We start from the raw sequence: 13577 nt of genomic DNA, 5'->3' as shown, positions 1-13577 counted from the left end.
ATCAGTAGCTTTTATATTATAAAAAATATGTTTAATTAAGCTTCAACTGGAGCGCCTACTGGGCAAACACTTGCACAAGCTCCGCAATCGATACAAACATCTTCATCGATAACATATATGGACTCTCCTTGAGTTATAGCATTTACTGGACATTCAGGCTCACAAGCTCCACAGCTTACACATGAATCATTAATTTTATATGACATAATAACTACCTCCTTTATTTACTAATTTACCTATACATAGTATCATAATTGAACTAATAAATAAAGAGTTTTTTAGTAATAGAATCTTTTAAAAAATATAGTATTAAATGAACTGAATTAAATTGTAGTTACAGCTGAAACTAGATTTAAAACAGTTCATTTAATACCAGTGGTAGTTAATAACTTTTTTAGCTGTATTTATATTAATGATGAGCTCATCAATTTCACTGTGAGTTAATAACTATCGATAATATTATATGCAGAAATTTAAAGATTATTCAATATAAAAATATTAATAAACCTAAAAAAACTCATCTATTCAGATTACTGAATAGATGAGCTTTTTTATAATGGTGCTATAAATTATTTACTAAGTAAATCCATTGCTTTATTAACAACATTTTCTGTTGTAAATCCAAATTCCTTATAGAGTACATCCGCAGGACCAGAAGCTCCAAATCTATCAATGGCAATTATATCTCCATCTAGTCCAACATATTTGTGCCAACCAAAGGAAGCACCTGCTTCTACTGCTAATCTAACTCTTGTATTTTTGGGAAGTATTGATTGTTTATACTCTTCAGATTGTGTTTCAAAGAGTTCTAAACATGGCATACTTACTACTCTAGCCCTAATACCTTTTTCATTTAATACCTTAGCTCCTTCATAAATAAATTCTACCTCAGAACCAGAAGCCATTAAAATGATATCAGGGTTTTTACCCTTATCTTCATATGTTTTTAATATATAAGCACCCTTTAGTGATTCTATTGAGGTTTCTTCATATAAAGGTAGATTTTGTCTTGTAAGTATTAATGCTGTAGGTGTTGTCTTTGAAGTTATTGCAGCGTACCAGCCTGCTGCTGTTTCTTTAGAATCAGCAGGTCTAAACACGTTAAAGTTTGGTAGAGCCCTAAGTGCTGCAAGATGTTCAATTGGTTCATGAGTTGGTCCATCTTCGCCAACGGCTATACTATCATGAGTTAGAACATAAGTTACTGGAAGACCCATAAGGGAAGATAATCTCATAGCGCCTTTCATATAATCACTAAATACAAAGAAAGTTGAAACGAAAGGTTTAAGACCACCATGTGCATAGATACCATTTCCTATAGCTGCCATTGCATGCTCTCTTACTCCAAAATGAAGGTTGGATCCATTTCTATCTTCTCTTGAAAAATCACCAAGGCCTTTCATATATGTCTTATTAGAAGGAGCAAGATCTGCTGAACCACCTATAAGGTTTGGTACATATTTTGCTAATATGTTTATTATTGCTCCAGATGAATTCCTTGTTGCAGCTTTTCCCTCAAATTTCCACATTTCTTCTAATTTAAGTAAATCTATAGAAAGTTCGCCACTTTGCCAAACTTCATATTCTTTAGCAAGTTCAGGATTTTTTTTACTATACTGTGCATAAAGCGTTTTCCACGCTTCTTCTTTTGCATTAAGTTTTGATTTTACATTTTCCATATGTTTGGTTACTTCAGTTGGAACTGTAAACGGATCTAAGTTCCAGCCCAAGCACTTTTTCATTTCAGTTATATTGTCTTCTCCAAGTGGCTCACCATGTGCGGAAGGTGTACCTTGTTTTTTAGCACAACCGAATCCTATTATAGTTTTAACTACAATAAAGGAAGGCTTATTTTGCTCAAGTTTTGCAGCTTCAATTGCTTTACTTATTGCTTCCATATCATTGCCGTCTTCTACATATAAAACTTGCCATCCATAGGCGTCATATCTTTTGCCTACATTCTCTGTAAATGAAATGTCTGTGCTTCCCTCTATAGATATACTATTTGAATCATACATTACAATAAGCTTGGAAAGTCCTAAGGTACCTGCAAGGGATGCTGCTTCGGAAGATATACCTTCCATATTATCCCCGTCACCACATATAGCATATGTATAATGATCTACAATTGAATGCTCACTTGTATTAAATTTTGCTGCAAGATGACTTTCTGCTATTGCCATACCTACAGCATTAGAAATTCCCTGGCCTAGTGGACCTGTTGTAACTTCTACACCATTTGTATGACCAAATTCTGGATGACCAGGTGTTAAGCTTCCAAACTGTCTAAAACCCTTTAAATCGTCAATAGTTAGTCCATACCCAAATAGATGGAGCAGTGAATATTCAAGCATTGATCCATGTCCTGCTGAAAGAACAAATCTATCTCTATCCTCCCATTTAGAGTTAGAAGGATTATGTTTCATGTGTTTGGACCATAATGTATAGGCCATTGGTGCCACACCTAGAGGGAGACCTGGATGACCTGAGTTTGCCTTTTGTATTGATTCTGCGGATAGAACCCTTATAGTATCTACGGTTAGTTGTTCGATTTTATTCAATTTATTTTCCTCCTTATTAGTTGAAAGTAGCAAATAACATTCTGAATTATATAATTTTATTATTCTATATTATTCTATATTATATATATTATCATATATGAAAGAATATATGAAGATAAGCAAGCTATATATTTAGAGTATTTTATAACATATGAGCCGTTCCATATTTTTTGTGAAATACCTTATTGCAAGACTTTTTCAGTGCTTTTTATGAATTTACCTTCAATTTCAATTAGTATTTTCTGCTCATACACCATTATAAAGTAACAAATAATACTCCACATAAATATGAATACGAATGTAGTAACTTGAGTAAATATGAATCCTACAACTAAAAAGCTAGTGCAATTTAAAATCGTAATATGAAATTTTCTAATGGTATAGTATAGAGAAAGTTTAATAACATCTTTCTTGCTCAAATAAAATCTTGAGATTACTGGGAATACGTGTAAACTCATTAAGAAAATTAAACATATAATTATAAAAATAATACTAGTTAAAATTTGTGGATAATTTCTGGAAGCTAGAAATTGAATATCAACGTATAGTATAGAAATTAGCATTATTTCAAGAGTTCCAAAAAATAATGATTGAGTGAAGTTAGTCTTATAAGCTTTAAAAAAATCTTTTGTAATATTTATATCCTTTTCGCGAATAAGTTTCCCCATAACACTAAGAAGGGCTGTAAAAGAAGGTCCAAGTGGAATACAACATATAGCAATTATAGATATAAACCCCTTTGGAAGTGGGGCAGAACCATTAGAAAAAAGTATAAGTACTGCCATAAATAGTGGAATGTTTAAAAGTAAAAAATATAGATTGCCCAAAAAAAACCAAAATACATAATTAGTGATTGTATTTATAGGTCCTTCACCAAATTCTCTTTTTGATTTAGCCATTTGTTCCCCCAACTGCATTTATCAAATGCTACTATTTAAATAGATCTACTTAAAATGTAACATAAACTATGTGAAATGCAAATAGGTAGAAGCTATAAAAAAGACGATACAATTTTGGTGTTATGTACAGAGGATATTTATAGTTGCGATGTATTATAAAAACTCATCAAATTATAGTTGCAAAATACATTTAATAGAATGATAATAATATGGAGGTGAAGATATTATTATGAATTTACTATATAGAATGTGGAAAACTAGAAAAAAAGATTATGAAAATAAAAAAAATTGTATTAAAAAATTTGATGAAGGTGGAAAAGCTTTCGCTAATATTGAATGCGCTTTTAATGCTAATATAGTAATAAATAATTCCGGAGTCTTATATAACACCACAATAACTGCAGAATATTTTTTTATACCAATTGAAAACATAAAAAGGGTTCAAGTTAAAACTGATGAAGAACTTTGCACGAATATAATTGATAGTAGAAAACCTTTAATTGGTGACTTACCTTTTAAGCGGAAAACACACAGTTTCCTCATAATAAACTATATAGAAAATAATTTGGAATTAGAGAAAATTATAGAGTCTAAAATGGCAGAACATGGTGCCACTGCAATATTAAAAGCTAGTAAAAAGTGTATTAAAAATAACAATATAAGAAGGAGCAATTATATGAGTTTAAAAGGTAAAGTAGCTATAGTAACAGGATCGTCTAGAGGAATTGGAAAAGGCATTGCTATAGAACTTGCTAAGGCGGGGGCATGTGTTGTAATAAATTATAAAAGTAATGATGAAGAGGCAGAAAAGACATTGCAGGAAATTAGAGAACTCGGGGTTTATGCTATGATAATTAAAGGTGATGTAAGTGATTATGAGTTTTCAAAAATGCTTATAAAAACTACTATTGAAAAATTAGGCAAAATTGATTTATTGGTAAATAATGCGGGTATTTCTAAAATAGGGTTATTTATGGATGAGGGTCCGGAGGATTGGGACAAAATATTAAATGTAAATCTTAAGGGCACGATAAATTGTTCGCATATTGTTGTAAAAGAAATGATAAGGCAAAAAAGCGGTAGCATAATAAATATATCCTCAATGTGGGGTAATGTAGGGGCGTCTTGTGAAGTTATTTACTCTGCGTCTAAGGGGGCTATCAATTCTTTTACAAAGGCACTAGCTAAGGAACTTGCACCCTCTAATATTAGAGTTAATGCTATAGCACCAGGAGTTATTGATACAGAAATGAACAGTTGCCTCACAGGCGAGGAACGAGAATCATTAGTTTCAGAGATACCTATGATGAAATTTGGGGAAGTGTGCGATGTTGGAATGCTCGTAACTTTTTTAGCAAGTGAAAATTCAAGATATATTACGGGGCAAGTGATAAACATAGATGGTGGAATACTATAATAAACCAAAATAAATTAAATATTAATAATTTATTAATACTTTATTGGGTTACAATTAATACTAAATTCTATTTATATGATATAATGAGTTTAGTAATTAGATAATAATTGTATTAAATGAAGGAAGGGTAATATTATCATGGAATATACAATTTCAAGATTTATGAAATCAGCTTTATCAATTGGTATCTTTATTCTTTTACTTATGACATTACCTTATATAGCTATATTTATTGTGTTAATTCCAGTTTTAGCGATTGCAGCATGGTATGGTTATAAAATAATAAAGGGTGTAAAGAACATTATATATAAGTTAAGTACAAAGGGTAAAAATGATGTGAAGCCAAATATGTATAACAGTGAAAAGTATGCAGACGAATCGGATGATATCAATTATAGTGATAGTGCTATTATTGATGTAGATTATGAAAAGGTAGAGTAAAGAATTTTAAAAGGTAAATTAAGTTTGCAAACTATTTTTTTAAAATCAATCTATATTTTAGATTGATTTTTTGTTTTGTCATAATAAAGGTAATTAATATAAGTATATCGAATAGATTTCATATACTAACTAATAAAGAAGGAGCACAAATATGCAGCTAGAAATTATTAAATTTATTCAATCTATAGCATCTCCATTTTGGGATGCATTCTTTCAAATAGTCACAATGACGGGTGAAGAGTATTTTTATATTATTGCTGCTGCTATAGTATTTTGGTGTATAAGTAAAGACTTTGGGTATAAATTAGGATTTGCAATACTAACAAGTACACTTATAAACACAGCACTTAAGGATATAATCAATACAACTAGACCTATAGGAGAAGTTGGAGTAAGATCGATTCGATTGCAAACGGCTACAGGACAATCTTTTCCAAGCGGACATACTCAAGGGGCGACAACCTTTTGGGTTTCAGCTATTATTCAGAAAAAGAAAAAATGGATTTATGTAGTTGGAATCATTATGATCCTCTTAGTTGGACTTTCGAGACTATATCTTGGTTTGCATTACCCAGTAGATGTAATTGGTGGAATAGTAATTGGAATTATATGGACGATTATATCTAACTATATATTTGATTATGCTAAGGCAACAAACAAGAACTGGATACTTATGATAATTGTTATACCGATGTTTGTTGGAATGATATTTTTTAGAGGTAAAAACTATTATACAATAGCAGGAACAGTTCTAGGATTTGTTATTGGATACATATTAGAAACAAAGTATGTTCAGTTCGAGGTTAGAAGCACTATTAAACTACAATTAATAAAATTAGTATTTGGATTAGGCATTCTAATAGCTATAAAAAGCATATTAAAGGAAGTACTTCCTATTAGCATATATTCAGATTTTTTTAGGTATCTTGTAGTAGGATTATGGATCACAGTTGGAGCACCAAGTATATTTAAAAAATTTATTAGAATATAATTTTATAAATAGCAAAACCTAAAGATATAAGTATAGATAAGGGAGATGTTTTTATGCCTAAAGATAGTCAACCAGACAATAAATTTTCTAGATTAGTTAAGAGTAACTATGACACACCTATAACTAGAGAGACTGGCAAAAACCAGAATGCCACAAACAAAAAGCAATCTACAAAAAGTAAATAATTGATTTATTATAACAACCAAGCTTAAAACTAATTTAGTGTTAAGACTTGGTTGTTATTTTTATAATAAATGTTGAATTATTTAGATTATTTATTGCATTATCTAAATATTATGTTAGAATTTATATATAATGTTGATTTAAGAAATAAAACAATCCGTAACTATTTTATATTTTAAAGGTTAGAGCTACAGTATGCCTGTGGCTTTTTATATTTTAAAAATTCTAGATTTCATTTACCATTTAAGAAGGAGTGAATATAATGAGTTTTAATGTTTATAATACAATGACTGGAAATAAAGATGAGTTTGTGCCTTATAAAGAAGGTAAGGTGGGTATGTATACTTGTGGACCTACAGTGTACAACTATGCGCATATAGGTAATTTAAGGACTTATATTTTTGAAGATATATTAAAAAAATCCTTAGAGTATGTAAATTACAAAGTTAAGCATGTAATGAATGTTACAGATGTAGGGCACCTTCAATCTGATGGAGATGAAGGCGAAGATAAAATGGCTTTGGGTGCAAATCGTGAGCATAAAACCGTATGGGAAATCGCTAAATTTTATGAAGATGCTTTTTTTGATGACTGTACTAAACTTAATATAAAAAGACCAACTGTAGTATGTAGAGCTACAGAACATATACAGGATATGATTGACTTCATAATAAAACTTCAGGAAAAAGGTTACACATATGTTTCTAATGGAAATGTATATTTTGAAATTGATAAATTTGAAGATTACACTAAACTTGCGAATATTAGTATAGATGAACTGGTAGCGGGAAGTAGAATAGAAATAGATCCTAATAAGAAAAATCCCCTTGATTTTGTGTTGTGGTTTACAAATTCTAAGTTTTCTAATCAAATTATGCAGTGGGAATCACCATGGGGTAAAGGTTTTCCAGGATGGCATTTAGAATGTTCTGCAATGTCTGTTAAATATATTGGTGAATATTTAGATATTCATTGTGGTGGAGTAGATCATATTGCTATACATCATACTAATGAGATAGCGCAGTCTGAAGGGGTTCTAGGGCATAAATGGGTGAAATATTGGATGCATGCAGAGTTCTTAGTAGTAGATAGTGGTAAAATGTCAAAATCTACTGGAGAATTTTTAACATTATTAAAACTTGAAGAAGAGGGTTATACTCCTCTTGATTATAGATATTTCTGCCTTCAATCTAAATATAGAAAACAGTTACTATTTAGCTTTGACAGTTTAAATGAGGCTAAGAAGGGGTATAAAAAACTTAAAGAGAGAATTGCTACTATTTTAAATTCAATTGATGAAAAAGATGAAATAAGTGGTGAGAAAGTTTCAGAGTACAAAGCAAAATTCTCATTTTGTATTAGTGATGATTTAAATATTGCAAATGCTTTTACTGTACTTTTTGATGTTTTAAAAGATGATAAACTTAATAGCAAAGAAAAAGCTATACTCATAGAAGACTTTGATAAGATATTCTCGTTAGATCTTATGAAAGCCCAAAATGAAGATTCAGATATAGATGAGGAGCTTATAAAAAGGCTTATAATTGAAAGAGCGGAAGCAAGAGCAAGTAAAAACTGGGCAAGAGCCGATGAAATAAGAAATGAATTTACAAATATGAATATAGAACTTCTTGACACTAAAGAAGGAACTACCTGGAAAGTTAAATAAGGCACATCAAAATAAACAAAGCAGTTGAACAATTTAAAATTTAAAATAATATGGAACCCCTAAAGTTATTAAAATGTATAAACTTTAGGGGTTTTGCCATACTATTAATTGATTTGAAATGAAAGCCATAATATGATAAAATATACATAAAATACCTATTATGTATTAGGAGGATTTTATGGTAACTACATTAATAATTGGGGGATTGTTTTGTATAACATTTGTTATGCATATGATTTTCACTAAAAATGGATATGTTAAGGGGCGAATCTATACTAAACCATTGTTAATGCCACTACTCGCAATTTATTACATAGAAAGTGTAGCATCAGTAAATAAACTTATTGTAATAGCATTAGTATTTGCTTTTATGGGTGACGTGTTTTTAATGTGGTCTGAAAGGAAAAATAATTTTTTGCTTGGCCTAGGTGCTTTTCTCATAGGGCATATTTGTTATGTTTTACTATTTCTACAAGGCAATTATTTTGTAAAAAATTTACCAGCATGGTTTTACCTTATTATCATAATATACACTATTTACGCTATAGCTATAATGAAAAAATTAACAAAGTATTTGGGGGATATGGTAATACCAACTTGTATTTATATGGTAGTTATTTTATCAATGAGCTTTACTAGTTTAGCACGTATTTTTGTTATGGGTATGAGTATATCATTTCTTCTTCCCTTTATTGGGTCCTTATTGTTTTTATGTTCAGATTCTATGTTAGCATTTTACACTTTTAAAGGTAAATTTAAAAATGGAAATATATATATTATGCTATCCTATGTTGTAGCGGAGGTTTTAATTGTTAGTGGATATTTATAATATTTAAATTTATTAATATTAGCAATATTCAATTAAAGTACATACATTTGTATTAATGTATGTACTTTAAATTTTGAGAGAAGTAAAATTATTCTATTTTACTTCTCTCAGAAGCAGCCTGAATTTTATCATCGCTACCAAGTCGTTTTGGTAATCTAGCGTCCTCATTTTTTTTAATTATAATTTGCTCTTGAGTAGTATAATTGTAGTTCTTAGAATCTTTCCTTGCCATAGATATAGCCACCTTTCTATTTTTAATAAATGTTACTTTAATACTATTAACAATAGTTTCTCCGAAAATAGATATATAATTCTTGAATTAATTAATGTAATACATTACCAATTATTTTATTTTTTAATGCACTTTAGTATAAATTGGTTTATAATATTAAGAATAGCATTAAGTAAAAATAGTATTATTAAATGGAATAAGATAGATTTGAGGTGATAATGTGGATAAAGTAGAGTTAAAGGCTTCAGTTACAATCGCAATTATTGGTATTATTTTAATATCTGTTATATATTTTAGGCCTATGAACATTGAAAGAAGCTATGGAGGATATATGTACGCAGAGGATAACGAATTTCAAAAATCAACTGAAATTACACTTGTTGGAGTATTAAATAAGAAATTATCTTTAAATCATGTATTTACTGGTACTATAGAAGTGGATGACATTAAACTGCAGGTTATAATTAAAAGAATATGGGCGAAAAATAATATTTTTAAGACTATGAGGTATAGTTCTTTTATAGAGACTGAAAACAGTGAAATAGGGCAATATGAAGTGACGGGTACAATAGATACATCAAAGGATTTTAATGAAATACTTTTAAGATTAAATGAAGTAGACAGTAAGTATAGTGGGAAATTTAATATTTGTGGTCCGAGTAGTACAAAAGAAGAGGCGAAAATCATTGTATCAAATATGGAGAAAAGTAATTAAAGGTAATTGGAGGGATATTAATGTCTGAAGAATTAATTCTAAAATTAAATCCATACTTAAGTGAGAAAATATGGGGATGGGAGAAATGGGTGCTTTCGTGTCATGAGGACGGAGAATCTACAATACAAGAGGGGATATATGAGGGTCAAGAACTATCAAAAGTTTTAGGATGTGGTAGTAATTTCCCTATTTTAAATAAAATTATTAATACGAAAGATAATTTATCAGTACAAGTACATCCAAATGATGATTATGCTAAAAGGGTTGAAAATGCCAATGGAAAAACAGAATGTTGGTATATATTAGAAGCAAAAGAAGGGGCAACTTTAGTATCAGGAATAAAAAAAGGTTTAGATAAAGAAAAACTGAAAACTATTATAGAAGAAGATAAATTAGAAGAGTATTTAGAGCGAATTAATATTAAAAAAGGAGATTTTATATACATACCAGCAGGCACTGTTCATGCTATAGAAGCGGGGATAAAGCTTATTGAGGTTCAACAAAATAGTAATATTACATATAGACTTCATGACTGGGGACGTGGTAGGGAATTACATATTGAAAAATCTTTGGATGTAATAGATTATGAAGGAAAAAACAGTGGTGGAAAAATAGAAAATTTTCATAAATTAGAGACCCCATATTTTAAAGTGGAAAAAATTATTGTAAAGGATAATTATGAAGACACAGTTAATGATAGTTTCCATAGTTATACTGTTATATCTGGCGTAGGAGTAATAAATGCTAATAATCAGCAAATTGAATTAAAAGAAGAACAAACTATATATATATCAAAAGGAATAAAGTATATCCTTGAAGGGAATATGGAATTAATTAAATCGAGTGTTTAAAATTAAGGCGAAGTAGAGACTTCGCCTTAATTTTAATTATATAGCAAAAAAACACTACAAATATTTACAAAATTATCATTTTAAACATAAATTTCGATAAAAATTTTAAAAAGTGAAGGAACTAAGAGATGAGTGTAGAATATAATTATGTTATATATTTTGTTGAATAGCATATCATCTTCGAGGAAGATGCTTATATAGATGTATAGGTTAGGAGGGCAGTAAATTGATAAATGAAGAATTAACAAATGATTTTATTGAGGAAACCATGATGCATATTAAAACAGTAGAGAAAAAGGTATTGCAATTAGTAGAAAACAAGAAGGATTCAGAGGCAATAAATGAGATATTTAGGGCTGTACACAGCATTAAAGGCGCAGCAGGTTTTTTCAAGTTTGATAAAATAGTTGAGATATCACATTCTATGGAAAGTCTATTTGTAGAGATTAGAAATAACACTTATAGCATATGTGAAAAAGATATTGATATACTACTCTCTGCTAATGATTATTTAAAATTACTTGTTGAAAACATAAATAATACTGAAAATATAGATATATCAGAAATTATATTCAGCATACAAAAAATTATAATAAAGGACACTTTGAACATAAATGAAAGTGAAATAAGTATTAACACAGATTTTAATGTAAATCGTATAGATTCAAAGAGAATCCTATTTAAAATTCATGATGATATTATTGTAAAAGCAAAGAAACGTGGTCATTGGTTTTACGAAATTATAATTAACATAAATGAAGATTTAGTGAAAAATCATCAAACAATTGATGATTTTATGAAAATTCTAGAATCTATTGGCGAAATAATTGATTCCTATACAAATACCGAAACATATTTAAGGCCTAGCGATGAAGAGGAACAAAGAGTACATATACTTATATCTTCTGTATTAGAAAAAAGTTTAATGTCCTTGGCAATAAATTTACAAGAGAGCAAAATACTTGATTTCTGTATAGATGATTATGTACAAGAACTAGAAGTAAATGAGCAAGCAGAATTAATTGCTGAAACAGAATTACTGACAGAGGTAGAATCAGTGAATGAAGTAAAAACAGTAAATGAAGAAAAATCAGTAAATAGAAATTATAAAGAAGAAAGTATAAGAGTAAAGGTAAGTTTATTAAATGAACTTTTAAATTTAACAGGTGAATTGGTTCTTGGAAGAAATCAGTTACTTAGAACAATGGAGAAACATAAAAGTGATATACAAGGTATGGATAGAATAATTCAAAACATAGATCATGTAACATCTAGTTTACAAGGGAAGATAATGCAGACTAGGATGCAGCCGTTAGTCAATGTTTTTGATAAGTTTCCAAGAATAATAAGAAACTTATCAAAGAGTTTAAATAAAGAAATTAATTTAGAAGTTCAAGGTGGAGAAGTAGAGCTTGATAAGTCAATAATAGAAGTTTTAGTAGATCCACTAGTACATCTTGTTAGAAATGCTGCAGCTCATGGACTAGAAACCCCTAAAGAAAGAAAATCAGCTGGGAAAACAGTCCATGGAACTATAGAATTAAATGCTTACTATAAATCTGGTTTTGTAATAATAGACGTAATTGATGACGGAAAAGGTATTGACTTAGAAAAAGTAAAAAGCAAAGCTTTAGAAAATGAAATTATTTCTTCGACAGAACTTGAACATATGAGCGAAAAAGAAATTATGGAACTTATTTTGAAGCCAGGTTTTTCTACATCTGAAAATGTAACTGATATATCAGGACGGGGAGTAGGAATGGATGTGGTTAAAACTAACATTAAAAAAATGGGAGGCAATATTGAAATATATTCAATTAAGAATAAGGAAACTAACATAAGATTAATTATTCCTCTTACCCTTGCTATACTCTCTGCTATTATAGTAGAGAGCAGTAATCAAAAATTTGCCTTGCCACAAGTTAATATTAAAGAAATAGTTAGAATTGTTCCAAATGATAACAATAAAAAACTAGAATATATTAATGAACGGTTAGTTCTAAGACTTAGAGAAAAATTATTACCTATTGTAAACTTATCTGAGATATTAACAAATGAATGGGTGGATATAAGTAATTGGGAAAAAATAATAAGAATTCTTATAGTGAAAATTGGAATTAAGGAATTTGGAATTGTGGTGGATGAAATTTACGATGGCGAAGAGGTTTTAGTAAAATCTTTACCAAAGTATATTAAGGATTCAGAGTGTTATTCTGGAGTCACAATTTTAGGAGACGGAAAGGTTGCTATGATTCTTGATATAAATAGCATTGCGCAAAAAGCTAAACTAAAATTAAATAATGAAACAATTGTTGATAACAATGAAGAAAAACACGAAACAATAAAGCAAACATTTGAAAGCAATAAAATAATTTTATTCAAGTGTTCTGAGCATGAAACCTTGGCAATGGAAGTATCCTTAGTGGAAAGAGTAGAGGAAATACAATATAATAACATTGAATTAGTAGGGAATGAAGAGTTTGTAAAAATAAAGGAAAAAATATTCAAAGTCATTAGACCATCAAATTATATTTCTATAAGCAAAAGTAAAAATCTTAACAAAAGGCAATATATAATAATCCTTAAAGGCAATAAGTCTGTAGGAATACTAATTAATAAAATATGTGACACTACCCAAATAGATGTAAATACAAATCTAAATGTTGATAGTATAAAATTAAAAGGTATATCAGGAAGCCCAGTTATAGATAATAAAATACTATTATTATTAAATATTACTGAGCTATTAGAAATGGCTTTAGGAGAAAAAAATAAAGTATAAAGAAGGT

13 protein-coding genes are annotated in these 13577 nt (G+C 29.3%); 9 read left to right on the top strand and 4 right to left on the bottom strand.

Going from position 1 to position 13577, the window contains the following annotated elements; translation table 11 throughout:
* Positions 1-35 precede the first annotated feature (35 nt).
* From ACJAX4_RS02310 to ACJAX4_RS02300, 3 genes are all read right to left on the bottom strand, one after another.
* Positions 36-206 (bottom strand): 4Fe-4S binding protein, encoded by a 171-nt coding sequence (locus tag ACJAX4_RS02310; protein WP_435787839.1) that lies wholly within the window; start codon positions 204-206, stop codon positions 36-38.
* A 363-nt stretch (positions 207-569) separates the two neighbouring features.
* On the bottom strand, positions 570-2561 hold the full coding sequence (gene tkt / locus ACJAX4_RS02305) for a transketolase (protein WP_435787838.1): 1992 nt from the start codon (positions 2559-2561) through the stop codon (positions 570-572).
* A gap of 182 nt (positions 2562-2743) precedes the next feature.
* Entirely contained in the window at positions 2744-3460 is a 717-nt protein-coding gene (locus tag ACJAX4_RS02300) for a YesL family protein (protein WP_435787837.1), read from the bottom strand.
* A 676-nt stretch (positions 3461-4136) separates the two neighbouring features.
* Between ACJAX4_RS02300 and ymfI the strand changes: the two genes are divergently transcribed.
* The 6 genes from ymfI (at position 4137) to ACJAX4_RS02270 (ending at position 8990) form a co-directional block, all read left to right on the top strand.
* Positions 4137-4877: an elongation factor P 5-aminopentanone reductase gene (gene ymfI, locus ACJAX4_RS02295; RefSeq protein WP_435787864.1), complete on the top strand. Its 741-nt coding sequence runs from the start codon at positions 4137-4139 to the stop codon at positions 4875-4877.
* Between the two features lie 138 nt (positions 4878-5015).
* Complete coding sequence (locus tag ACJAX4_RS02290; protein WP_435787836.1) at positions 5016-5318, top strand: hypothetical protein; 303 nt, start codon at positions 5016-5018, stop codon at positions 5316-5318.
* Positions 5319-5469: 151 nt separating this feature from the next.
* Entirely contained in the window at positions 5470-6309 is an 840-nt protein-coding gene (locus ACJAX4_RS02285; RefSeq protein ID WP_435787835.1) for a phosphatase PAP2 family protein, read from the top strand.
* A 53-nt stretch (positions 6310-6362) separates the two neighbouring features.
* Positions 6363-6494, top strand: a complete 132-nt coding sequence (locus ACJAX4_RS02280; protein WP_435787834.1) for a hypothetical protein — start codon at positions 6363-6365, stop codon at positions 6492-6494.
* A gap of 260 nt (positions 6495-6754) precedes the next feature.
* Complete coding sequence (gene cysS / locus ACJAX4_RS02275; protein ID WP_435787833.1) at positions 6755-8161, top strand: cysteine--tRNA ligase; 1407 nt, start codon at positions 6755-6757, stop codon at positions 8159-8161.
* 178 nt (positions 8162-8339) lie between these two features.
* Complete coding sequence (locus ACJAX4_RS02270; protein WP_435787832.1) at positions 8340-8990, top strand: lysoplasmalogenase; 651 nt, start codon at positions 8340-8342, stop codon at positions 8988-8990.
* Between the two features lie 88 nt (positions 8991-9078).
* Here the strand turns inward: ACJAX4_RS02270 and ACJAX4_RS02265 are convergent, their stop codons facing one another.
* Complete coding sequence (locus tag ACJAX4_RS02265) at positions 9079-9222, bottom strand: hypothetical protein (RefSeq protein ID WP_435787831.1); 144 nt, start codon at positions 9220-9222, stop codon at positions 9079-9081.
* Positions 9223-9442: 220 nt separating this feature from the next.
* On the opposite strand from ACJAX4_RS02265, the gene ACJAX4_RS02260 reads away from it, so the two are divergent.
* The 3 genes from ACJAX4_RS02260 to ACJAX4_RS02250 all read left to right on the top strand — a co-directional run bounded on the left by ACJAX4_RS02260 (position 9443) and on the right by ACJAX4_RS02250 (position 13570).
* Positions 9443-9937 (top strand): hypothetical protein, encoded by a 495-nt coding sequence (locus ACJAX4_RS02260; RefSeq protein ID WP_435787830.1) that lies wholly within the window; start codon positions 9443-9445, stop codon positions 9935-9937.
* Positions 9938-9957: 20 nt separating this feature from the next.
* Positions 9958-10788 carry a type I phosphomannose isomerase catalytic subunit gene (locus ACJAX4_RS02255; protein ID WP_435787829.1) on the top strand — a complete coding sequence of 277 codons (831 nt, stop codon included), beginning with the start codon at positions 9958-9960 and terminating at the stop codon, positions 10786-10788.
* 226 nt (positions 10789-11014) lie between these two features.
* The gene (locus tag ACJAX4_RS02250) at positions 11015-13570 is read left to right on the top strand and encodes a chemotaxis protein CheA (protein ID WP_435787828.1); all 2556 of its coding nucleotides are present in this window, start codon (positions 11015-11017) and stop codon (positions 13568-13570) included.
* Positions 13571-13577 lie beyond the last annotated feature (7 nt).

It is taken from the genome of Clostridium sp. (assembly GCF_051278035.1).
Taxonomy (GTDB): domain Bacteria; phylum Bacillota; class Clostridia; order Clostridiales; family Clostridiaceae; genus Clostridium_AD.
Note: the sequence above shows the minus strand (reverse complement) of the source record. Positions and strands in the feature narration are given on the sequence as shown.

Bases quoted from the DNA above. Each gene is read 5' to 3' on its own strand.
- ACJAX4_RS02310 (WP_435787839.1), bottom strand. From the start codon at position 206: ATGTCATATAAAATTAATGATTCATGTGTAAGCTGTGGAGCTTGTGAG.
- ACJAX4_RS02255 (WP_435787829.1), top strand. From the start codon at position 9,958: ATGTCTGAAGAATTAATTCTAAAATTAAATCCATACTTAAGTGAGAAA.
- ACJAX4_RS02280 (WP_435787834.1), top strand. From the start codon at position 6,363: ATGCCTAAAGATAGTCAACCAGACAATAAATTTTCTAGATTAGTTAAG.
- cysS (WP_435787833.1), top strand. From the start codon at position 6,755: ATGAGTTTTAATGTTTATAATACAATGACTGGAAATAAAGATGAGTTT.
- ACJAX4_RS02270 (WP_435787832.1), top strand. From the start codon at position 8,340: ATGGTAACTACATTAATAATTGGGGGATTGTTTTGTATAACATTTGTT.
- ACJAX4_RS02265 (WP_435787831.1), bottom strand. From the start codon at position 9,222: ATGGCAAGGAAAGATTCTAAGAACTACAATTATACTACTCAAGAGCAA.
- ymfI (WP_435787864.1), top strand. From the start codon at position 4,137: ATGAGTTTAAAAGGTAAAGTAGCTATAGTAACAGGATCGTCTAGAGGA.
- ACJAX4_RS02300 (WP_435787837.1), bottom strand. From the start codon at position 3,460: ATGGCTAAATCAAAAAGAGAATTTGGTGAAGGACCTATAAATACAATC.
- ACJAX4_RS02290 (WP_435787836.1), top strand. From the start codon at position 5,016: ATGGAATATACAATTTCAAGATTTATGAAATCAGCTTTATCAATTGGT.
- ACJAX4_RS02285 (WP_435787835.1), top strand. From the start codon at position 5,470: ATGCAGCTAGAAATTATTAAATTTATTCAATCTATAGCATCTCCATTT.